Source organism: Nocardia terpenica (assembly GCF_013186535.1).
GTDB classification, from domain to species: Bacteria; Actinomycetota; Actinomycetes; order Mycobacteriales; family Mycobacteriaceae; genus Nocardia; species Nocardia terpenica.
In genome coordinates this window covers 1,272,133-1,293,466 of record NZ_JABMCZ010000002.1, presented here as the reverse complement: position 1 = coordinate 1,293,466, position 21,334 = coordinate 1,272,133, and the positions used below count along the sequence as shown (strand labels likewise).

Below are 21,334 nucleotides of genomic sequence, written 5' to 3'. Positions count from 1 at the left end.
GCGTGCTCGTTTCTCTGGTCCCGGCGCGTTCGTTTCTCTGGTCCCGGCGTGCTCGTTTCTCTGGTCCCGGCCTGTTCGTATTCCTGGTCCCGGCGTGCTTTTGGCCGGGACCGAAAGTGAACCCCAAGACAACACCAGGTGTGCGCAGCGTGACTGCCCGCGCGGAGTGTCTTTCGCGGAATCGGTCGGCCGATGGGTCCGGGTGTGAGAGCCTTCAGCTATGGGTAGCTCACCGAAGGCCGTACTCGAGGGCGGGCCAGTCGACCTGCCGCAACGGATCGTCAGGATCACGCCGCCCGGCATCGAATTGCGGGTGCAGTTCAACGGCGGCTACGAGCGCTTCAAGGTGACCCCACGCTGGCAGGAAACCGCCGAGGGCAGCCTGCCCGTCTACGAGTGGTTCGAACGGATCGAGGGCTGAAACCCGAAGCGGGCGCCGCATACTCGATGCGCCGCCCGCTTCCTCGTCTAACCGGGTCAGGACACCCGCATCCGGCCCGGCGACCAGAATCCCGAGCGGGTCGCGGTGCCGGTGTCGATCCGCGCGGGCTTGGCGTCGGGGTAATACCGGTCGTAGCGTTCCAGCGAACCCCAGTCGCGGGCCCAGTTGTCCTTCAGATAGGTCGGGACCGTGGTCGCCCCGGCCAGCATATTGGCGAAGCCGAGCGGGCCGCCGAACTCCTCGGCCTGCCAGGTGTCGGTGGAGCTGACCGCCAGCCCCCGGTCCGGCTTGATCCGGAAGTTCGGCATGGTCGCCACGCCGTAGCGATGCAGGAACGGCTGCTGGCACGGGAACTGCAGGCCCACCGCCCAGTCCTCCAGCACCGGCTGCTCGTGCCCCAGGTAGCCGTCCAGCGTCTGCATCTTCGGCACCCGCGGCGGGGTGAACGCCAGCCATTGGTCGCCGATCAGCACCCGGCGATTGGCCACGATCCGCACCGCGTCGGCGTCGGCGGCGATGCCCGACAACGGGATTCGCAGATTGCGCCACGACGGCGACGGCCCGATATCGCGCGGGATGTAGGTGCCCTCGGACTTCACGGTGCCGTCGGGCTGCCGCTTGCCGTACTCCAGCAGCAGATCCTGGCCGTACTGCAGCGAGCCGGTGTCGTCGAAGGACAGGATGCGCCCGGCGGCCGAGATCACCACCAGCGGCGAATCGGCCGACCGCGCGGGCAGCCCGTACCAGCTGGAGACCAGGTGCGCGGGCTGCTGCAGGCCCTCCTGGTAGCTGCCCATGATCGGAGTGGTCTTGGGGTCCAGCCCGAACGGCAGCGCCACGGTGCTGCCGTTGACACCGGGCTCGCCGGTGCGGCCGCCGCCGGTGCCCGCGTTCTGGCCCTCGGCGAAGTTGGCGCCCACGGACTGGTTGGAGGTGTTGCCGGTGCCCGGCTTCACCTCCACCGCATCGGCCTTCAGATCGGTGGGCACGCCGTTCGGGTCGAAGCCGGTGGATTCGCTCCCGGCCAGCGGATCACCGTTCTTCGGCGGGTTCGCCGGATCGATGATCGGTTGCAGGCGCCCGGCATTCGGATCCGCCTCCACGAGCACGTCCTTGGCGAGCCCGCAGCTGTTGCCGTCCAGCGCATCGATGTTCGAGCGCGCCAGCGAGTACGCCGGATACTGCGAGACCGCGCCCTTGACCAGCGACAGCACCTCGAACGCCACCACCAGCGCGGCGATGACCGTGAGCGGGATGGCCGCGAACCGGCGAATCCGCCTGCCGCGCGCGGTCTTCGGGCTCGCGGGCGGCTTGACATAGTCCTCCCGCAGCGCCTGCCAGGCCACCACCGCCAGCGCCAGCCCGAACAGCACCAGCACCAGGGTGTTGGCCTGATGGCCGTGCAGCGACACCGGCTTGTCGAACCACGGCACGCCGTAGCTGGACACGTACCAGTAGCCGTTGATGCCCGAGAACGACAGCGCCAGCACGAACAGCAGCGCGGCCAGGAACACCGACCGGTTCTTGCGCGAGCGCAGCGCCGTGGCCGACACCGCCACCGCCGTCACCGCGGCCAGCGAACCCGCGATACCGGCGTAGGCGCCGAAGTGGTGGGTCCACTTGGTCGGGTTGAACATCATGAAGAAGATCGTCCCGAAGACCACCCCGACCAGCCGCCACGTCGGACCGCTGGAGATGCCCGGCACCCGGCGGCGGCGCAGCAGCACCAGCGCGGTGGTGACCAGGCACAGAATCATCACCAGGAAGGCGAACCGGCGCGACAGCGAGCCGTCGACGGTCTGCACGAACAGGTAGTAGTACCGCAGGTAGTCCTCGTACCAGGCCAGGTTCGGGCCGATGACCCGGCGCACCCGGTCGGCCTCCTGGATACCGGCGAAGGTCTGGTCGGTGTAGACGACGGTCAGCACCAGGAATCCGGCCGCCGCGATCGGCGCCAGCAGCGGCAGCGTCGACCCCAACATGCCCGAGCCCCACCGGGTTTCGGACGCGGCGGCCAGGTCGCGGCGGCGGCGCACCACGATCCGCACCAGCGGCCGGATACCGGCGAGCAGCGCGGCGATACACATCAGTCCGGTCGGCGCGGCGGCCAGCGTGAAGGCGGCCACCAGCACCGCGACCGCGGCGGGCAGCAGCCGCCCGGTGGCGATGGCCCGCTCGATCGAGACCCAGGTCAGCAGCGCGCCCAGCGCGACGATCGGCTCCGAGCGCAGGCCGTTGTCGTAGGGCAGCCAGAACGCCAGGAACACCAGGCCGCCGGTCCACAGCGCCACCTTCGAGACGCGCACCCCGCGACCCAGCCGCGGCACCACCTCGCGGCTGATCACCATCCAGCACAGGATTCCGCACACCAGCGCCGGAATCCGCACCCACGGGCTGGCGGTGGAGATCTGGGCGAAGACCTGGATGACGTAGTAGTACCAGCCGAACGGCGCCTCCGGCACGCCGAACCAGCGGAAGTAGTTGGCCAGATAGCCCGCGTGCGGGGCCTCCCGGACCATGGTCAGGATGTAGCCGTCGTCGGAGGTGTTGGCGCCCACGAAGTGCCACAGCAGCAGGGTGCCGATGACGGCGCCGTCCGCCCAGGTCGGTCGCAGCCAGTGCGCGGGGAAGATGCGGCGGTGGCCGCGGCCGTCGCCGGTGTCCAGCCGGGCCAGCGCCGCCAGCGCGATCAGCGTGCAGATCACCGCGGCGATCATCGCGACCAGCTTGAACACGGTCGGGGTCGAGGAGAACCGCGAGTCGACGGTCATGTGGAACGACAGCCCGGCGGGCGCGGCGCCCTTCAGATCGGAGAACACGCCGACCACCTGCGGCCGCAGATCGCCCGACAGCGTGCCCTCCACCGGAACCGTCGCGGTCTCGGTGGCCCCGGCCGGGCCGCCCGCGACCGGGCGTTGCACCTGCGTGGTCATGCCCTCGAACTTCGCGTAGGTGCGGTCGATGTTCGAGGTGATCGTGATCGAGGTGCAGGCGCCGAGCTCGGACCGCTTCGCCGACGCCACGATCGCGTTGCGGTCCACCACGTCCACCGAGTCGGGGGTGACGCGGACGAACAACGCCTGCAGCGCGGCCCGATCCCCCTGCGGCGGTGCGGTGTTGAGCAGCATGCCGCCCTGGGGCAGCCGGTCCACCACCGAGCACGGAATGCTCGCCGACAGATCGACCGGCACCTGTGCCATCAGCGGCGCCTCGACGCTGCCGAGGGTGCCGCCCTGCGGCCAGTTCACCTCCGCGGTGGTCTGGGAGACCGGGAGGAACGGGGTCGCGATCGCGAACAGCGCACCCAGCAGCCCCGCGACGATCGCGATGAGCCGGGCGGTGCGGAAATCGCTGGGCGTCGCCGCGGCTGCGGCGGGCCTGGGTTCTGTCAAGACAGCGGTTGCGGCGTCGGGCACGGTTGGTGATGTTATCTTCCCGCGCTGGGAGTGACCGCGTTCACGGTGACACCCGGCGCGCGGATCTTCCGGATTGTCGCGATCGCCGCGTCAGCGCACCTTGATCGGTACGTCCTTGGTCCAGCCCCACGTGGTGCGCACGGTGACGCCGATGGTGGCGGGCGCGGCGGGGACATAGGGGGTGAACCGCTCCAATTCGCCCCAGTCCCGCTCCCAGTCGTGGTCCAGGTAGGCGGGCACGGTCTGGGCCTGCAGCAGCAGTCCGGTCCAGCCGAGCGGGCCGCCGCCGATATCGTCCTGCCAGGCATTGGAGGCGTCGGAGCCGACCCGGTCGGGCAGGATGCGCCAGCGCGGCACCTGGGCCACCCCGTCGCGGTGGTCGAACGGGCGCTGGCACGGGAAGGCCAGGCCGACGTGCCAGTCCTCCAGCACCGGCGCGGTCCGGCCCACCACCGAGTCGAGCGTGGCCAGCCGGGGCAGCCGCGGCGGCGTGACCGCCAGCCACTGCTTGGCGGTGAGGTCGTTGGCGGCGGCGACGATGCGGACCGCATTCGCCTGCGCCGGAATGCGATCCAGCGGCACCCGCATGTTCCGCCAGGACGGCGCGCCGCCGATATCGAGCGGCACGAACGAGCCGAGCGGGCGCACGGTCCCGTCGGCGGCGCGGTCGGCGAATTCCACCCGCAGGTCCTGGCCGTAGGTGACGACGCCGTCCTTGTTCACCGATCGGATCCGGCCCGCGGCGGTCACCACCAGCACCTGGTAGGCCGAATCCCGCCGCGCCGCGGCCAGATCCATGCGGTACCACTGCGAGGTCAGGTGGGCCTGCTGCTTGTCGCCGGTGGTGTAGCTGCCCATGACCGGCGTGCGCGCCGGGTCCAGGCCGAACGGCAGCGCGACGGTGCTGCCGTTGATTCCGGGCTGGGTGACGCTGCCGCCGCCGGTGCCCGCGGAGGTGGTGCGGCTGGTCTTGTTCTTCGAGTCGGAGTTCACCGAATTGGCGCCGCCGGTGACGGTTTCCTCGGCGTCGGCGGTGAGATCGCTCGCCACGCCGTTCGGGGTGAAGCCGACATTGTCGGCGGCCAGGCCGTCGGCCGCGCCACCCGTATAGGGTTGCAGCAGCGAATCGGCGGTATCGGTCTCCACCAGCACATCGTCGGCGAGCGAACACGAATGCCCGCCCAGCGCCCGCAGATTCGCCTGCGCGACGGAATACGCCGGATACTGCGCGACGGCCGCCTTCCCCAGCGACGCGACCTCGAACAGCACCACGGCCGCGGCCGCGATGGTCAGCGGCTCGATCGCAAACCTGTCGAATCGCCTGCGCGCCACGGCATTCGCGCCCACCGATTGCCCTGCCGCTACTTCCGTCTGCCCTGCCGAACGGTAGGGCTCCCGGTAGTAGAGCCACGCCGCCAACAGCAGGCACAGGATGGACAGCCCGAGGAACAGCGTCGAGAAGCCCTTGCCGAACAGCAGCGGCGCCTTGTCCCACCACGGCACGCCGTAACTGGACACGTACCACCAGCCGTTGGAGCCGGTGAACGTCACCGCCAGCAGGAAGAACACCGCGGCGGCGAACAGCGAGCGATTGTAGGCCGCGCGAATGCCGTCCACGCCCACCGCGATCGCGGTCAGCGCGGCCAGCGATCCGGCCAGCCCCGCGTAGACGCCGAAGTGATGGGTCCACTTGGTGGGCGTGAACATCATCAGCAGCAGCGACATGAACACGATGCCGAGAACGCGCGCCGACGGCCCCCGCGAGGTCCCCGGAATCCGCCCGTTCTTGCGCAGCATCACCAGCACACACACGCCCAGGCACAGCAGCATGCCGAGAATCCCGAACCGCCGCGCCAGCGACCCGTCCGGCGACAGCGCCAGCAGCGAATCCCACCGCGTGCGCTCATCGAACCAGGCCACATTGGGCCCGATGATCTTCCGCACCCGCGTGGCCTCCAGCACCGACGCCAGCGTCTGATCGGCGAAAACGACTACCAGGACGAGGGTTCCGGCGGCAGCGCCGGGAGCGAGCAGACCGCCGTACCGCAGGATCGCCGACCAGACGCCCGCACCGCCCCCCTTGATTCCGGCGTGCTTTTGGCCGGAATCTCCCGTGAGGTCCCGGCCAAAAGCGCGCCGGGACCAAGACGAAGAGGCGGGAACTCCCACTCGCGCCCGTTTGATGATGTGCTGCAACACAGGTCGTGACCCCGCGATGAGCGCGGCAATGCAGATCAACCCCGTCGGCCCCGCGGCCAGCGAGAACGCGGCGATGAGCACGCCCACGGCCGCGGGCAGCAGCCGTCCCGTCGCGATGGATCGCTCGATCGAGCACCAGGTCAACAGGGCGCCCAGCGCGATGAGCGGCTCGGGGCGCAGGCCGTTGTCGTAGGGCAGCCAGGCGGCGAGGAACACCAGACCCGCGGTCCAGCGCGGAATCGCGGCGCGGCGGACCCGGGAGCCCAGGCGCGGCAACACCTCCCGGCTGATCACCAGCCAGCACGCCACCCCGGCGATCAGCGCGGGCAGCCGCATCCACGGGCTCGCCGTGCTGATCCGGGTCATCCACGCCAGCACCTCGTACGGCCAGCCGAACGGCGCCTCGGCCACCCCGAACCAGCGGTAGTAGTTCGCCATGTAGCCCGAATGTTTCGACGCCCGAGCCATATTCAGGATGTAGCCGTCGTCGGAGGTATTGGCCCCGATGATGTGCCACAGCAGCAGCGTGCCCAGCACCACCGCATCGGCCACGGTGAATCGCCACCAGTGCGCCGGGAACACCCGCCGCGGCCGCCGCCCGTCGGCGGTGTCGATCAGATGCAGGCAGCCGAGCGCGATCAGCGTGCACAACACCGCACCGGCGATCCCGGCCAGCTTCACCCACGACGGCGTCGAGGAGAACCGGGAGTCGATCGCGGCGTGCAGATGCGCCGCGCCCAACTGCGCCCGGTCGAGATCGGTGAATACGCCGACGATCTGGGGCCGCACGTCGCCGCCCACGGTATCGGTGAACGGGGTGCCGTCCTGCCGGTGCACCCCGGTCAGCTCCGCGGTGGTCGCGGCGGCGGTGGAGTGCACGGTGAAGGCCGCGCAGTCGGCGATCTCGGCCATCGGCGCGCGCAGCAGCGGAATGTCGTGCAGCAGCACCGACAGCGTGCGCCCGGTCCCCGGCTCATCGGTGATCCGCGCGAGCAGTCCCTTCGCCGTCGCGCCGGGCGCCTGCGCGGGCACCGTGGACAGCACGGTGCCGGTGGGCAGGTCGCGGAACGCGGCGCACGGCACGGTGAGATCCACGCTCAGCGGCGAATACGACACCAGCGGCGCGTCGACGTTCACCGACTGCGGCTGCGGCCAATCCAGCGTCGCCCGATCCTGGCGCACCGGCAGCAGCGGCGTCACGACCGCCAACAGCACCCCGAGCACCCCGGCGACGAGGGCGATCAGGCGGACCCGGGACAACCGTGGTGAGTCTGCGCGCACGATGCACGATGCTAGACGTTGCTACCCCGCGTCGGCCGCGGCGCGCAGGCCGCGCACGTCCCAGACCCACACGTCGTCGACGAATTGCCCCGGAATGCCGAGCAATTGGTCGAGCGTGGCATGCACGGTGTCGCCGTGTCGGGTCAGATACGGCAGCACGATCACATCGGCCTGCCAGTACCGCAGATCCTCCGCGGCGTGCGCGCGGGCGGCGTCGTCGATCACCGGCACCCGATCGGTGTCCGACGCCTGCATGAGCAGGCCCGCGGTGGGCCGGTCGTCGGGCCCGTAGCGGCCCTTCTTGGTGGCGCCCATCGGTCCGACGAAATAGCCTCCGGCGAGCGGGAATTCGAATCCGGCGTCGTATTGCCAGCGCAGCGGCGCGGCCTCCAGCCGGGTGGGTGGCGGGGCGATCACCACCGAGCCGCCGCTCACGTACTTGCGCACGGTGCCGTCGGCGAAGAAGGCCGGGGTCGCCGGGCGCCCGATCACCGGCAGAATGGTGGGCGTCAGCGGCAGCAGCGCCGCGGTCAGGGCGGCGAGCCAGATCAGCGGCCGCACATCCGTCATCGAGTCCCGCCAGTAGCCGAGCATGCGCTCGGTGGCCAGCGCGAGAATCGCCGCGACGGCCGGAATCGCGGCCATGGTGAAGCGGGTCTCGAGCACCGTGTCCAGCAGCGGCAAGTGCTGCAGCCACTTCCAGGGCAGCGACACCCCGGTCGGGTGCTTGCCGATGGTCGCGGTCGCGCCCAGCGAGAGCACGGTGAACACCACGATCACGACCGCCGCCGCCCGCACCACCCGATGCGGGCTGCGCGCGTCGGGCCGGGCCCGCCACAGCAGCGCCACCGTCACCGCCAGCAGGATCAGCAGCGGCCAGCCGAAATACGCGTTCTCCTCGGTGGGATTGACCGCCACGTACTGGCTGGGCAGAAACAGGCCGCCCAGCGATTCGGACGGGAACTGCACCAGCGTCTTCAGGTCGTTGCCCATCGCACCGTGCTCCAGGGTCCGGTAGCTCTGCGGCCCGAAGAACTGGTAGTACAGCGGAATCTCGGTGAGCGCCAGCGTGATCACCGCCGCGAGCCCCACCGTGGGCGCCACGCCCCGCAGCGTCCGCAGCCCGATGCGCGGGCAGTGCAGGTAGTAGACGACCACGAATACGCCGAACGCCAGCGCGAACAGCAGCAGCGGCTCCTCGCCGAGTGCGATCTGCAGCGCTACCAGCACGCCGAGCACCGCGGCGTCGCGCAGCCGCCGCCCGAAGGACATCGGTTTCCCGGCCCGGCGCGCCATCCGGATCAGCAGCCCGGCGATCACCGGAAGCGCGGCCAGCAGCACGAAATTCGGGTGCGCGTTGGCGTGCGAGATCATGGCGGGCGCGAAGCCGCAGAACAGCCCGCCCACGGCCGCCGCGAACCGCGACCGCACCAGCGTCCTGGAAAACAGCCAGTACCAGGCGAATCCGGTTCCGGCCAGGCCGAGGGTCAGGGCCAGCACATAGGTGACGGTCGGCCCGAACAGCAGGGTGACCGGGGCGAGCGGCACGCCGATGCCGAACATGGCCGTATTGGCCATCAGGTTCACGCCGTCCGGAAAGTTCTGCAGCCGGGTGCCCAGCGGATTGTGCCCGTGCACCAGCGCGTGGGCGGTCTCGGCGAAGAACCACTCCCACATGTTCTGGTCCTGGCCACTTTTGAACAGATAGCCGTGCTCGGTGTCGCGCCACTGCCCGGACAGCACGGTGACGGCGAGGGCCAGGTAGGCGGCGGCGACCAGCAGATCGGGCCGGGCGGCCCGCAGCCGTGCGCCGAATCCGCGCGGGGGAGCGGCGACGGTCCGGTCCGGCTCGGGCCGGTCCAGCACCGCGACGGCGCCGTCCCCCGGGTGAGTTGCGTCGATCGAAACCGATTCCCGCCCCTGTACCACTGGTGAAACTCCTCTTGCCGACGATCAGCGGCCACGCTACCGGCCGATGCTGAGTGCGCGCTGCCCTACGGCGGAGTTATCCACAAGAAAAGCCTGTATTCCACAGTCTTATGCACAGGGGTCCGGCAGTGTGCATGACGCCACAATCATGATGTTCACGCAGGTCAGGGCTTCGCAACCACGAGCGTGAAGGGGCCGATATCCGTGGTCCGGAAATATTGATCGTCGAACAAAGTCTTCGGGAAGGTGACGGTGTAGCGCCGCACGTTCGGATCGTTCGGATACACGTCCTCCGACAGCCGCAGGGTGTAGCCGTCCCCGGACCGCCGGAACAGGAAGGCATCCGGCGCCCGCCACGGGCTGCGGTGCAGCGCCGCACGGAGTTCGGCGGGGGTGTGCAGGGTGCTCCAGCGCTTGATTTCGGCTGCGCGCCCGGCGAAGTCGGCGAGCGGGTTGGCGTAGTGCGGGGTCTGCGCCTGGAATCCGTAGTACGGGTAGTAGGCGAGGAAGCTGGTGTCCGCGGTGAGCACCACCGAGTGGTCGCGCGGCCGTCCGGTCTGTGCCAGCAGGGCGGCGTCGATCTCGCGATAGTAGGACACGGCCGAGGGGGCGCGCCGGTCGGCGCGGTCGCCGTTGCCGTCGGTATCGGTGTAGGCCGTGGTGATCTCGGCGTTCAGGATGCTCGGAATGCCCTGGGCGAAGGCCACCGCGCCCAGCACCGCGACCGCGGCGGCGACCGCGCGGAACCGGCCCGGCTCGCCCATGGCCTGATAGATCGCCCGCGCGCCCTCCGCGAAACCGAAGACACCGGCCGCGGCCAGCAGCACCTGCAGGATCGGCTCCAGCCGGAACGACAGCAGCGTGGAACCGCCCGCGGTCAGCGCCATCGACGCCAGCGTCCACAGGTAGATCGCCACGACCGCGATCGAGAGCGCCTGCGCCCGGCGCGAACTCGCCGCGCGCAACACCAGCCAGACGGTGCCGACCAGGCACAGCGCCGCCAGCAGCGGATGGGAGAAGTCGAACATCGGGAACGACAGCCGCGCCCCGGTCTCGGGCAGATAGTGCTGTGCGGTACCGGATTTCGCGGTCTGCGCGCCGAGCCGCTTCAGCCAGTACGGACCCCAGGTGACCAGCGTCAGCACCCCGGCGATCGCGCCGATCACGATCAGCCGCACCAGAATCGGCCACAGCAGCTCCAGCGCGCCCTGAGCGCCCGCGTGTTCGCGGTGCCCGTGCAGTCGCTCGCTCCGCCGCTGCCACAGCAGCGCGCCCCAGGCCACCACCGCCATCAGGACCACCGCGAAGACGGCGATACCGAAGAACAGCGTGTAGAACATGGCGCACACGCCGAGGAACAATCCCGTGCCCAGCACCGCGGCCCAGCCCCCCGCGGTCCCGCGCACCCCTGCCGCTGGCCGATACAGCGCCCCCCACGCCAGCACCATCACCGGCGCGAACGCAATCACCAACACCGCGCTGTACGCCTCCGGCGACGCGAACGCCACCATGACCACCGTGGTCGCCGCCCCCACCGCGACGGCCCAGTCCGCCCGAATCAGCTTGGACCACAGCACATAAGCGAGCACCGAGGCAACAGCCAGCGAAACGATCGCCCACGGCTTGAACGCCTCCCACCCCGCCAGCCCCAGCAGCTTCGCCACCCGCCCGCCGAGCCAGAACCACCCCGCCGGATAGTACGGCGGCAGGTCGATATACGTCATATCGTGCAGCGCCGCACTATCGGTGAACCGCGTCAAATACTCGGTCCGAAACTCCTGATCCACCGAAATACCCAGCAGATACAACTTGGTAGCCGCCAACGGCATCCCGAGCGTAACCGTCACGAACCCCGAAATCCCCCCCCACGCCAACACCTTCGCCCCCCAGGACCACCGCCCCACCCGCATCAGCACCACCGCCCCCACCAGCACCGCCAACGCCCCCACCTGCCCCACCGTCGTCAACGCCCGAGTCACATTGGACGAGTTGAACGCAGGCCAATGCACCGTCGAAAACGCCCCCAGCCCCACAGCAGCCACCCCCACGGCCACCACCGCCCCGAGCACCCCTTCGCCGAGCCCCCCGCCCACCTGGCGTAGAAACACCGAGCTTCGAGTCCCCGCCGTTCGCTGGGTCATTCGCACTCCGCCTCCGGATTCATGGGTCGTCCGCGGGCCGCTCCCGGCCGAGAGCACGCCGGGATGACGTCAAGTCGACGCCGGGATGACAGTAAAAGATCAGCGCCGGGATGACATTAAAGGTCATCCCGGCGCAACGCTCGACGGCCATCCCCTCACTCGGCATGCTCGGCCATCCATCTTCCCGACGCGCCTGCCGCGCCCGTCTCCCAGATGTGCCTGGCATTCCGGCATGCGCGGCTACCCGTCGTTCGGCATGGGCAGCGCCCGTTGTTCCGGCATGGGTAGCGCCCGTCGTTCCGGCATGCTTTCCGCCGGAATCAGATCGGTAGCCGCCGGAAGATCGGGCGGGGGATGTGGCGGAGGATCATCATGACCCAGCGGATGGTGCCGGGGGCCCAGACGATTTCGCGGCCCTTTTCCGAGGCGGCGACGGCCAGGGCGGCGACGTCTTCCTTGTCGACGGTGAGGGCGTTCTCCGGGACGTGCGCGGAGAGCTTGGTGCGCACCTGGCCGGGGCGGATGACCAGTACCCGGGGGCCGAAGGGGCGCAGTGCCTCGCCGAGGCCGAGGTAGAAGCCGTCCAGGCCCGCCTTGGTGGAGCCGTAGACGAAGTTGAAGCGGCGCACCCGCTCACCGGCCACCGAGGACATCGCCAGGATGCGGCCGTACCCCTGCGCCTTCATCTTCTCGGCCAGCAGCACGCCGACGGAAACCGCGGCGGTGTAATTGATCTCGGCGGCCAGCACGGCCTTGCGCTGGTTCTGCCAGAACTCCTCGCCGTCGCCGTCGATGCCGAACGCGACGATGGCCACGTCGATGTCACCATCGGCCCACGCCGCCTCGATCACCTTCGGATGGCTCTCGGTATCGAGCGCGTCGAAGTCGATGACCTCGACCTTCGACGCCCCGGCCGCCTCCAGCTGCGCCACCGCCTCCGCCCGCAGCGGATCGTTCGGCAGCGCCGCCAGCACGACGCGCGACGGCCCCTTCTTCAGGTACTCGGCGCAGATCGCGAGCCCGATCTCCGAGGTTCCACCCAGGAGCAGAATCGCCTGCGGATTCCCTACCGCGTTGATCACTAGTGCAGCTCCAGCCTTCTCGCCATATCGGACATGAAAACGCCTGTGGGATCGACACTTCGGCGGACCTTGATCCACTCGTCGATCCGCGGGTACATCCGGTGGAAGGTCTCCGCGGTGGTCCGGGAGTCCTTACCCGTGTAGAGCCGTCCGCCGAATTCCAGCACGCGCCGGTCCAATTCGGTGACGAATTCGTTGAGCCCCGCGCTGATCGGGAAGTCCACGCAGATGTTCCAGCCCGGCATCGGGAAGCTCAGCGGCGCTTGGTTTCCCGCGCCGAACAGCTTGAACACATTGAGGAACGAGTAGAACCCGGACCGCTGGATGTCGCGGATGATGCTCTTGAATTCCGACACCGCCTCGGGCGGCACCACGAACTGGTACTGCAGGAAACCCTTGGAACCGTAGGCGCGATTCCACTCACCCATCATGTCGAGCGGGTGATAGAACTGCGTCAGGTTCTGCACCTTACCGCGATAGGTGCCCGACTTGCGGTACCAGACCTCGCCGATCGGGCCGAAGGTGTACTTGTTGGCCAGCCCGTTGGGGAACACGTCCGGCAGCGTGACGAACGTCTTGCCGTTGAACCGCAGCGGATCTTTCTGCAACTTCTTCGGAAGCTGGTCCAGCTTGGCCAGATTGCCGCGCGAGATCGCCGCCCGGCCCAGCTTCGGCGGCGCGCTGATGGCGTCGAACCAGGCCGAGCTGTACTCGTAGCGGTCCTCCGACCCGTCGCTGTGGAAGGCGATGGTGTCGTCCAGGGTCGCGGTGACGTCGCCGTCCGCGATGAAGTACGCGGTCTCGGTCGGCGTCATCTCGATGGTGGCGCGCAGGATGATTCCGGTCAGGCCGCAGCCGCCGACGGTCGCCCAGAACAGCTTGGCGTTCTTCTTCGGCGTGATGTGGTGCACGGTGCCGTCGGCGGTGAGCAGCTCCATCGACCGCACGTGATTGCCGAAGCTGCCCGCGCTGTGATGGTTCTTGCCGTGGATGTCGGAGCCGATGGCGCCGCCCACGGTGACCTGCCGGGTGCCCGGTAGCACCGGAACCCATAGTCCGAACGGTAGTGCCGCCTTCATCAGCTGATCCAGGTTCACACCCGCGTCGACATCGACCAGGCGGGTATCGCGGTCGATGCGATGGATCTGGTTGAGCGCGGTCATATCGACGACGAGTCCGCCGGCGTTCTGGGCATTGTCGCCGTAGGAGCGGCCCAGCCCGCGCGCGATCACACCGCGGCGTAGGTGGGCGGGCTTGCCCTCGTTGTCCGCCGCCACCATGCCGACGGCCTTGGCGATCAGCTCCGGATCGCCGGTCGACAGCACTTCGGCGGAGGTTGGTGCGGTACGACCCCATCCGGTCAGCGTGCGGGTCTGCGTCGGGAGCGCCTGGCTCTCGTGCTCCACTGCGGTGCCTTCCTGTGACCCAGCGCCGCTGGCCGCATTGTCTGCAGGACCCACGGCGGTGGAGGTCTGAGCTTTCGTGGACATCGGCATAGAGGCTACAGGTATGACCGATCCCGGGGCGGTGCCGATTGCACCCGCTACGCTCGTGCCCGTGAGCGCGGAACCCCACCTCCCCCTTCCGGTCGAGTTGCCGCTGGTCGACGAGCCGGGTGGCACGGATGTCGATCTGAAGACGCAGATCGTGCGGTTCGTGCTGACCGGCGCCCTGTCCGCGGTGGTCGACTTCGGGCTGTACGTGCTGCTGATGACCGCGTTCGGGGTGCCGCGCGATATCGCCAAGGCGTGCAGCTTCATCGTCGGCACGACCACCGCGTACCTGATCAACCGGCGCTGGACCTTCAAGGCCGAGCCCAGCCGCACGCGCTTCGTGGCCGTGGTGATCCTCTACGCGGTCACCTTCGCCGCGCAGGTCGGAATGAACGCACTGCTCAACGACGTATTGCCCGCCATGAAGGTGCACCTGGCCGGGCACGCGGTGACCGGTGCGGTGCTGGTGGCGTTCGTCATCGCACAGGGCACCGCGACCGTGATCAATTTCATCGTGCAGCGCGCGGTGATCTTCAAGATCCACTGACGCCCGGCATCCCGCCCACGAGCGCGCGGGCCCGGGCCTTCGCGCCGAAATAGTCGCCGCCCTTGGCGTGTGCGTTGTCGGTGCCCCACGGGCGTTCCTCCCGATCGGCGGGCACCAGGTGCGGAATGTGCTTGCGGCAGTGGATGTATGCCTCCTCCACGGCCACCACCACCCAGCGCGCGGCGACCCGGCCGCGCTCGGGCTCGGGCAGGCCGGGCACCCAGCCGCGCAGCACCCGGTCGTCGACGATGCGGGCCGGGCCGTTGATGTGCAGGCCGATGAGGTCGCGCACGAAATCGATGAGCAGGATGCCGACGTGCGGGTTCTCCAGAATGTTGCCGAGGCTGGCCATGACCCCGTTGCCGCGGTATTCCGGATAGGCCAGGGTGCGGTCGTCGATGATATGGAGGAACCCGGGTTTGCCCGCGCGGAAGCTCGCATCGCAGTCGCCGTTGCGGTCGGAGGTGGCGATGAAGGCCATATCCATCCGCCCGACGAACTCGATCATCTGCGCATTGAGCCGATCCAGCACCTGTTCGGCATGGAACCGGTCGGCCCGCTCCCGCGTGCCGAACCGCTCCTGCAGTGTCCGCTCGCCGTCGCTGCCGGGCATAAAGCGCCCCCTTCGGTCGGCCGGAATCCACCCGTTGCGGTTGCCATCCAGATGCTAATCCCGCAGGCCTTTACGCACACCGTATTCGATTGCGCCCCCTGAATTTCGCAACATTGCATTGCTCCTATTGCGTAGTTTGCCCACTCCTGTCCGGAATGTCGTCTCTCCTTGCGCATTCCGACCGATCGGCGTGAAAGTATTTGCAGGCCGGTGGATTCCGGCCAAAAGCACGCCGGAATCAAGGGCGGTCGCGCCCCGGCCTCGCAACCTTCGATGATCCCGGCGTGCTCCTCCGATGGTCCCGGCGTGCTCCTCCGATGGTCCCGGCGTGCTTTTGGCCGGGATCCACCCCCACCCCGAACTCAAGCGGGCGTCAACGTAACCGGCACCCCGTTGAACACCGCCGTCCCCGACGGAACGTCGATCCGCGAATCATCGGTCAGCACATTGGCATTCACCCCGGCGTGTGCCCGCGCCACCGACTGCGGGCTGTCGGTGTGTCCCCAGCCGTGCGGCAGGCTGACCACGCCGGGCATGATCTCCTCGGTGGGTTCCAGCGGCACGGTCAGGGCCCCGGCGGCGGATTTGACGACGGCGTGGTCGCCCAGGCCCAGGCGGGCCACATCGTCGGGGTGAATGTGCAGCGTGCAGGTGTTGGAGCCGCCGACCAGCGTCGAGACATTGTGCATCCAGCTGTTGTTGGACCGCAGCTGCCGCCGACCGATCAGCACCACCTCCGGCGCGGCGGCGTTCAGTTCGGCGCGCACCCGCTCCACGTCGGCGAGCAGCGGCGCGGGCGCCAGCTCCACCGTCCTCGACGCCGTGCGCAGCACCCCGGGCAGCCGCGGCCGCAGCGGGCCCAGATCGATACCGTGCGGATTGTCCAGCAGCGCCTGCAGATTCAGGTCGCCGCCGGTCCACTCGCCGAACGGTCCCAGCCGCAGCATCAGGTCCAGCCGCTGCTCGGTGGAGTTCTCGCCCCGCAGTTCCGCGCGGCGCTCCGACATCCCGGCCTTGTGCAGCGTGGCGGTGATGATCAGCTCGTCCACCGCGGCCAGTGCGTCCGTGCCCGAGGCGGCGGGCTGCCCGGACACCGCCAGGGCCAGGCGAGCCAGGATCTCCGTCTCCGCGGGCCGATCGCCCAGCGGCACCAGCGGCCGCGAGTAGCGGGCATAGTTGTGCACCGCGAACTGCAGCAGCGCGAAATCGTAGTGCGGCGTCTGCACGATGCGCGGCGGCGGCAGAATGACATCGGCGTGCCGGGTGGTCTCGTTCAGGTAGCGGTCCACGCTCACCATGAACTCCAGCTCGGCCAGCGCCGCCTCCAGCCGCGCGCCGCTCGGCGCGGACAGCACCGGATTACCGGCGACCGTGATCAGCGCCCGGACCTGCCCCTCGCCCGGCGTGGTGATCTCGTCGGCGAGCGTCGCGATCGGGAATTCGCCCATGGCCTCGGACAATTCGCGCACCCGGCTGGTCCAGCGGCCGAGCCGGAACGGGCGCGAGCGCACGATGCCGAGCGCGGCGGCGGTGGCGAACATGGCCCCGCCGGGCCGGTCCAGATTGCCGGTGAGCACGTTGATCACCTCCACCAGCCACTGGGTGACGGTGCCGAATTCGGCCGTGCACGTGCCGATCCGGGCGTACACGGCGGCCGTCGGGGCGGCCACGAGTTCGCGGGCCAGTCGCACGATGGTTGCCGCCGGGATGCCGGTGCGCTCGGCGACGGCCGCGGGCGGGAACGCCGCCGCGGCGGCACGGATCTCGTCCAGCCCGGTCACCGCCACCCGCACCCGCGTCAGCTCCTGCGCGAACAGCGTGTGCACGATCGCGAACAGCAGGTACGCATCGCTGCCGGGGCGGATGAACAGATGCTCGTCGGCGACCTTCGCCGTGCGGGTGCGCCGCGGATCGACCACCACCAACCGGCCGCCACGCTTACGCAGCGCCTTCAACCGGCCCGGGTAATCCGGTGCGGTGCACAGCGATCCGTTGGACTCCAGCGGATTCGCGCCCAGCATGAGCAGATAGTCGGTGCGGTCCAGATCCGGCACCGGCACCACCATCGGATCGCCGAACATGAGCCCGGCGGCCACCTGTTTGGGCAGCTGATCGGCGGAACTGGCCGAGTACAGATTGCGGGTGCTCAGGGCCCGGATCAGCGGCGGCATGTACAGCGCCCCCGCGACGGTGTGCGCATTCGGATTACCCAGATACAGCGCGGTGCCCTGCCGCCCGTGCCGCTCCACCACCTCCGGCATGCGCTCCGCGACGAGGTCGAACGCCTCCGCCCAGGACGCGGTGCGCCAGGTATCGGTGCCGCGGTCCCGGATCATCGGCTCGGTCAGCCGATCGGGATCCTGATCGAGATGCCCCAGACTGGCCCCCTTCGGACAGAGAAACCCCCGGCTGAACGGATCCTCCCGATCCCCCCGAACCCCCACCACCCGATCGCCGGAGTCCACCGCGATCTCCAACCCACACACCGCCTCACACAGCGGACAGGTACGCAGCAGATTCCGAACCCCATCGTTCCCGTGATCCATATCTCAATCATGACCGGTCCCGGCCAAAACCGCGCCGGGACAACAGCGCGCTGGCGCGCCCTTTGTCCCCGGCGTACCTCCTGCGGTCCCTCCCCTTTGGTCCCCGGCATGCCTCCTGCGGTCCCGTCCCCTTTGTCCCCGGCATGCTCCCTTCGTTCCCGGCATGCCTCCCCATTGTTCCTGGCGTGCTTCGCCTTTGTCCCGGCGTGCTTCGCCTTTGTCCCTGGCGTACCTGGTCTTTGTTCCTGGCGTGCCTGTCTTTGTTCCCGGCCTGCCTGGTCTTTGTTCCTGGCGTGCCTGTCTTTGTTCCCGGCCTGCCTGCCCTTCGTTCCCGGCGTACCTGGTCTTTTGTCCCGGCGTGCCCGGCTTTTGTTCCCGGCATGCTTTTGGCCGGGAACCCCCCACAACACAAAAACGCCGAGATGGTGGTTCCATCCCGGCGCAATGCTTATCTCTTCAGTTGTTCCTCGTATTCGCTTGTCCCCGACCCGTTTTCGGGACGGAATCAGCTGGCGATGCGGGCGAGCTGCGGCTTGCGGCCGGAAGTCGCGGCGCGGACGGCCGCGGCGACGGCCACCACCGGCGGCACCCAGCGTGCCTCGGAGGGAGCGACGCCCCAGCACGCGGAGCCGGCGGACAGCTGGGTCGGCGGCAGCGGGATGCCGGCCCCGTCGGTGTAGACGGTGGCACCGGCCCGGCGCAGCGCCTCGAGCGCCATCTCGGCCTTGCGGACGCCGGTGACCAGGTGGATTTCGCGGCGCTCGGCGCCCGGAATCTCGATCACCGGACCGGACAGGTTGTTCGCCCGCAGGAATCGACGCACGTCGGCGGCAAGCTCACCGGTGACCTCGATGCCCGATACAACCTCGTCGGTGATCAGGCAGATGCCATTGGCCGTTTCGGCGACCGTCCAGCCGCGCCGGATGTAGTCCTGCGCGGTAGCGGCCAGTGCTGCCGCCGGGACGGAAGTCGGAAACGTCGTACGCACTGTCTTCTCCATTTCCCCGGGTAGATCTCGGTCCTGCGTGGGTGTTCCATGGGTCGTATCGGGCTGCCCGGTTCGCGGTGTTACACGTTCGCCGGAAGTTTCTTCGGCAGCGTCGAATTCATCACAGGCACACCGCTGCAATGTGTTATGGCTATGGCCGAAGGGACGGTTTCTGCCTGGTAGTCCCGTTCGGTCACGCTCCATACGGTCGTCTGCGGACCTGCGATGCAAATGCGTTGCTGCTGCGAGTTGCTCGAGAGCCGGATGAGAGTGCCGGGCCGCGACTTTCGTCGATTGCCGGTGGGGGAGCGCGGGGGGAGGATTTGCGCATGAGTGAGGATCCCGGCGGGTCCGGCATGGGTGAGGATCTCGGCGACTTCGAGGTCGAACCTCGTTGGCTCGCTTGGCGCGAGCCCGCGAGCCGCCGCCTGTCGCAGCACGTCGGAGAGCGCGAGGCACAGCCCCCCGAACCGTTCCGCAGCCCGAGCGCCTTCGCGGCGTGGTGCGTCGCCGCCCTGCGCGCGCTCGTCGACGTACAGTTCCGGCGCCCGGCAACCAGCACCTTGCTGCCGCTGGCCTATCTGCTCGGCCTGGCATTCGCCGGAGGTGTGCCGATCGTGCTGACCGTGCTGCTGTGGCACCTGTCGATGGCCCTCGGGCTGGTCTTCGCGCTGGTGGTGGCGGTGCCGCTCGGGCTGACCATCGCGGCCGCGGTGCGGCTGGCGCTCGAATTCCTGGTGAACGCCTCTCGACTGGCCAGCCGGGTGGAGCACATCAACGATCTGGCCGACGACCTGTTCCGGGCGCTGTCGGAGGTGGCCGAACCGGTCAACCAACTCTCGGAGGACGTTCGCGCGGTGCAATTCTGGCGATTCCGCCGCCGCCCGCCGCGCAAATAGCCTGTGTCGCAACTGCGCCCCGGTCGTGCCTGTGACGTTGGCGTGACTGCGACACGGACGGTATGGACTCCTCGTTTTGTTGTGCAACAATCCGTTTACTAGCCGGATGTCCAATCCGGCTACGGCGTAAGGACTTTTGCCGTTCGGTGGGCCGCGAAGAGCGAGTACGATCGGCGCACGGGACGGAGGGGGAAGCATGGCTTTACCGCACGGGATCACCGGTTCCACGATGCCGCGGCGGCAATTGGGGCGACAGCTGCGCGACCTGCGCAATCGTGCCCGCATGACCACGCGGGTGGCGGCGCAGCGACTGGAATGGTCGGAGGCCAAGATCTGGCGGATCGAGACCGGCCAGACCTCGCTGCGCGGGCTCGACGTCGAGGCGATGTGCAAGATCTACGGCGCCCCAGCCGATCTCATCGCACCGCTCACCGCACTGGCGCGCGAGACCAAGGCCCGTGGGTGGTGGACCGAATACAGTGACGTCATCGCGGAGGGCTTCGAGGTGTACATCGGCCTGGAGGAGGCGGCCAGCCGCCTGCTCACCTACGAGAACGAGCTGGTCCCCGGCCTGTTGCAGACCGAGGCGTACACCCGGGCGGTGCTCGCGGGCGCGCGGGCGCAGATGCCGACGACGGAGATGGACCGCCGGGTCGCGGTCCGCACCGCCCGCCAGGCCCTGCTCACCCGCCCGGAATCCCCGGTGTGCCTGGAGGCCGTGATCACCGAATCGCTGCTGTGGCACCGAATCGGCGGCCCCGACGTGACCGCGGGCCAACTCCGGCACCTCCGCCGCATGTGCGACCTCCCCAATGTCGAAATCAGCCTGATCCCCACCGGTTCCGGCTACCACGAGGGCATGGACTCGGGCCGATTCGTCCTCCTGGAATTCCCCGACAACGGCACCGAGGCCCCCGAACCCCCCGTCGTCTACGTCGAAACCTTCACCGGCTCCGCCTATTTCGACAAAGACCACGACATCGACCGCTACCGAGCCGCCTTCACCAACATCAAATCCGTCTCCACAGACGCCCGCCCCACCATCGAAGCCGCCCTCGCCTCCCTCTAACCCCCAATTCCCTGTTCCCGGCACGCTTTTGGCCGGGACCCCTTACGATTCCGGCCAAAAGCACGCCGGAATGACGAAATGCGAGCCGCTTTCCCGATAGGTCAACGTCACTCTCGTTCCCGGCCCGCCACCACTTCTATGTTCCCGGCGCGCCAACACTTCCTTGTTCCCGGCATGCTTTTCGCCGGGATCAGTGCAGCGTGCTCCCCAGTACCTCGCGGTGGGTCGGGGCGGCCGAGGCGTGGAGGGCTCGGCCCTTGTCGGTGAGGCAGACGTAGATTGCGCGGCGGTCGTCGGTGCACATGCTGCGGCTGACCAGGCCCTCGCGTTCGAGGCGGGCGACGGCTCGGGACAGGGCGCTCTGGCTCAGGTAGATGTCGCCCGCCAGCTCGCTCATTCGGTAGGTCTCGCAGGCGGCGTCCACCAGCCGGTCGAGAGTTTCGAATTCGCTGAGCCCGATGTGATGCCGGCTCTGCAGCTCCTTCTCCAGGGCGCATGAGACGGCGGCGTGCTTGGACAACAGATCGCGCCACTCACGAACCAGTCCGGTGGGAGCCGCCTGTTCGACGAGCTGAGTCCCGGGCCGGTCGACGGACGCTGTCGACGCCTTCGGCATGTCGCCATCCTAGTGGCGAGTAGTCAAACATGCAACCGCATTAAATGCTTGCTCATTTAATGCGTGTGCATGT

At 68.9% G+C, this 21,334-nt stretch carries 14 protein-coding genes; 4 read left to right on the top strand and 10 right to left on the bottom strand.

Annotated features, from left to right (window positions below):
* Positions 1 to 220: 220 nt before the first annotated feature.
* Positions 221 to 421, top strand: a complete 201-nt coding sequence (locus HPY32_RS17710; RefSeq protein ID WP_067579750.1) for a DUF5988 family protein — start codon at positions 221 to 223, stop codon at positions 419 to 421.
* A 56-nt stretch (positions 422 to 477) separates the two neighbouring features.
* On the opposite strand, the gene HPY32_RS17705 is transcribed toward HPY32_RS17710, so the two are convergent.
* The 6 genes from HPY32_RS17705 to dprE1 form a co-directional block, all read right to left on the bottom strand.
* Entirely contained in the window at positions 478 to 3,858 is a 3,381-nt protein-coding gene (locus HPY32_RS17705) for an arabinosyltransferase domain-containing protein (protein WP_067579752.1), read from the bottom strand.
* Between the two features lie 90 nt (positions 3,859 to 3,948).
* Positions 3,949 to 7,338, bottom strand: a complete 3,390-nt coding sequence (locus HPY32_RS17700) for an arabinosyltransferase domain-containing protein (RefSeq protein WP_067579754.1) — start codon at positions 7,336 to 7,338, stop codon at positions 3,949 to 3,951.
* 21 nt (positions 7,339 to 7,359) lie between these two features.
* Complete coding sequence (locus HPY32_RS17695; protein WP_373686652.1) at positions 7,360 to 9,204, bottom strand: glycosyltransferase family protein; 1,845 nt, start codon at positions 9,202 to 9,204, stop codon at positions 7,360 to 7,362.
* 227 nt (positions 9,205 to 9,431) lie between these two features.
* Positions 9,432 to 11,408, bottom strand: a complete 1,977-nt coding sequence (locus tag HPY32_RS17690; protein WP_171982908.1) for a galactan 5-O-arabinofuranosyltransferase — start codon at positions 11,406 to 11,408, stop codon at positions 9,432 to 9,434.
* Positions 11,409 to 11,728: 320 nt separating this feature from the next.
* Positions 11,729 to 12,490, bottom strand: a complete 762-nt coding sequence (gene dprE2, locus HPY32_RS17685; RefSeq protein WP_067579758.1) for a decaprenylphospho-beta-D-erythro-pentofuranosid-2-ulose 2-reductase — start codon at positions 12,488 to 12,490, stop codon at positions 11,729 to 11,731.
* Entirely contained in the window at positions 12,490 to 13,980 is a 1,491-nt protein-coding gene (gene dprE1 / locus HPY32_RS17680; RefSeq protein WP_373686636.1) for a decaprenylphosphoryl-beta-D-ribose oxidase, read from the bottom strand. The genes dprE2 and dprE1 overlap by 1 nt, the downstream gene beginning before the upstream one ends.
* A gap of 19 nt (positions 13,981 to 13,999) precedes the next feature.
* Here dprE1 and HPY32_RS17675 point away from each other — a divergent pair, with 19 nt between their 5' ends.
* Positions 14,000 to 14,530, top strand: coding sequence for a GtrA family protein (locus HPY32_RS17675; RefSeq protein ID WP_082870713.1), 531 nt, complete (start codon positions 14,000 to 14,002; stop codon positions 14,528 to 14,530).
* Here HPY32_RS17675 and HPY32_RS17670 read toward each other — a convergent pair.
* The 3 genes from HPY32_RS17670 to HPY32_RS17660 all read right to left on the bottom strand — a co-directional run bounded on the left by HPY32_RS17670 (position 14,517) and on the right by HPY32_RS17660 (position 18,677).
* Positions 14,517 to 15,143 carry a pyridoxamine 5'-phosphate oxidase family protein gene (locus HPY32_RS17670; RefSeq protein ID WP_067579762.1) on the bottom strand — a complete coding sequence of 209 codons (627 nt, stop codon included), beginning with the start codon at positions 15,141 to 15,143 and terminating at the stop codon, positions 14,517 to 14,519. The genes HPY32_RS17675 and HPY32_RS17670 overlap by 14 nt on opposite strands.
* Positions 15,144 to 15,505: 362 nt before the next feature.
* Positions 15,506 to 17,689, bottom strand: a complete 2,184-nt coding sequence (locus tag HPY32_RS17665) for a molybdopterin-dependent oxidoreductase (protein WP_067579764.1) — start codon at positions 17,687 to 17,689, stop codon at positions 15,506 to 15,508.
* Between the two features lie 505 nt (positions 17,690 to 18,194).
* Positions 18,195 to 18,677, bottom strand: a complete 483-nt coding sequence (locus HPY32_RS17660) for a hypothetical protein (protein WP_067584866.1) — start codon at positions 18,675 to 18,677, stop codon at positions 18,195 to 18,197.
* A gap of 329 nt (positions 18,678 to 19,006) precedes the next feature.
* On the opposite strand from HPY32_RS17660, the gene HPY32_RS17655 reads away from it, so the two are divergent.
* Positions 19,007 to 19,576 carry a DUF4282 domain-containing protein gene (locus HPY32_RS17655; RefSeq protein WP_067584868.1) on the top strand — a complete coding sequence of 190 codons (570 nt, stop codon included), beginning with the start codon at positions 19,007 to 19,009 and terminating at the stop codon, positions 19,574 to 19,576.
* Between the two features lie 196 nt (positions 19,577 to 19,772).
* Complete coding sequence (locus HPY32_RS17650; protein WP_067579766.1) at positions 19,773 to 20,645, top strand: helix-turn-helix domain-containing protein; 873 nt, start codon at positions 19,773 to 19,775, stop codon at positions 20,643 to 20,645.
* Positions 20,646 to 20,835: 190 nt separating this feature from the next.
* Here the strand turns inward: HPY32_RS17650 and HPY32_RS17645 are convergent, their stop codons facing one another.
* The gene (locus HPY32_RS17645; protein WP_067579768.1) at positions 20,836 to 21,261 is read right to left on the bottom strand and encodes a MarR family winged helix-turn-helix transcriptional regulator; all 426 of its coding nucleotides are present in this window, start codon (positions 21,259 to 21,261) and stop codon (positions 20,836 to 20,838) included.
* Between the last annotated feature and the right edge of the window lie 73 nt (positions 21,262 to 21,334).

What these genes read in the sequence shown, in the direction of transcription:
- HPY32_RS17655 (WP_067584868.1), top strand. Translation starts at nt 19,007, where the DNA reads ATGAGTGAGGATCCCGGCGGGTCCGGCATGGGTGAGGATCTCGGCGAC.
- HPY32_RS17670 (WP_067579762.1), bottom strand. Translation starts at nt 15,143, where the DNA reads ATGCCCGGCAGCGACGGCGAGCGGACACTGCAGGAGCGGTTCGGCACG.
- dprE1 (WP_373686636.1), bottom strand. Translation starts at nt 13,980, where the DNA reads ATGTCCACGAAAGCTCAGACCTCCACCGCCGTGGGTCCTGCAGACAAT.
- HPY32_RS17665 (WP_067579764.1), bottom strand. Translation starts at nt 17,689, where the DNA reads ATGGATCACGGGAACGATGGGGTTCGGAATCTGCTGCGTACCTGTCCG.
- HPY32_RS17645 (WP_067579768.1), bottom strand. Translation starts at nt 21,261, where the DNA reads ATGCCGAAGGCGTCGACAGCGTCCGTCGACCGGCCCGGGACTCAGCTC.
- HPY32_RS17675 (WP_082870713.1), top strand. Translation starts at nt 14,000, where the DNA reads ATGACCGATCCCGGGGCGGTGCCGATTGCACCCGCTACGCTCGTGCCC.
- HPY32_RS17650 (WP_067579766.1), top strand. Translation starts at nt 19,773, where the DNA reads ATGGCTTTACCGCACGGGATCACCGGTTCCACGATGCCGCGGCGGCAA.
- HPY32_RS17710 (WP_067579750.1), top strand. Translation starts at nt 221, where the DNA reads ATGGGTAGCTCACCGAAGGCCGTACTCGAGGGCGGGCCAGTCGACCTG.
- HPY32_RS17690 (WP_171982908.1), bottom strand. Translation starts at nt 11,408, where the DNA reads ATGACCCAGCGAACGGCGGGGACTCGAAGCTCGGTGTTTCTACGCCAG.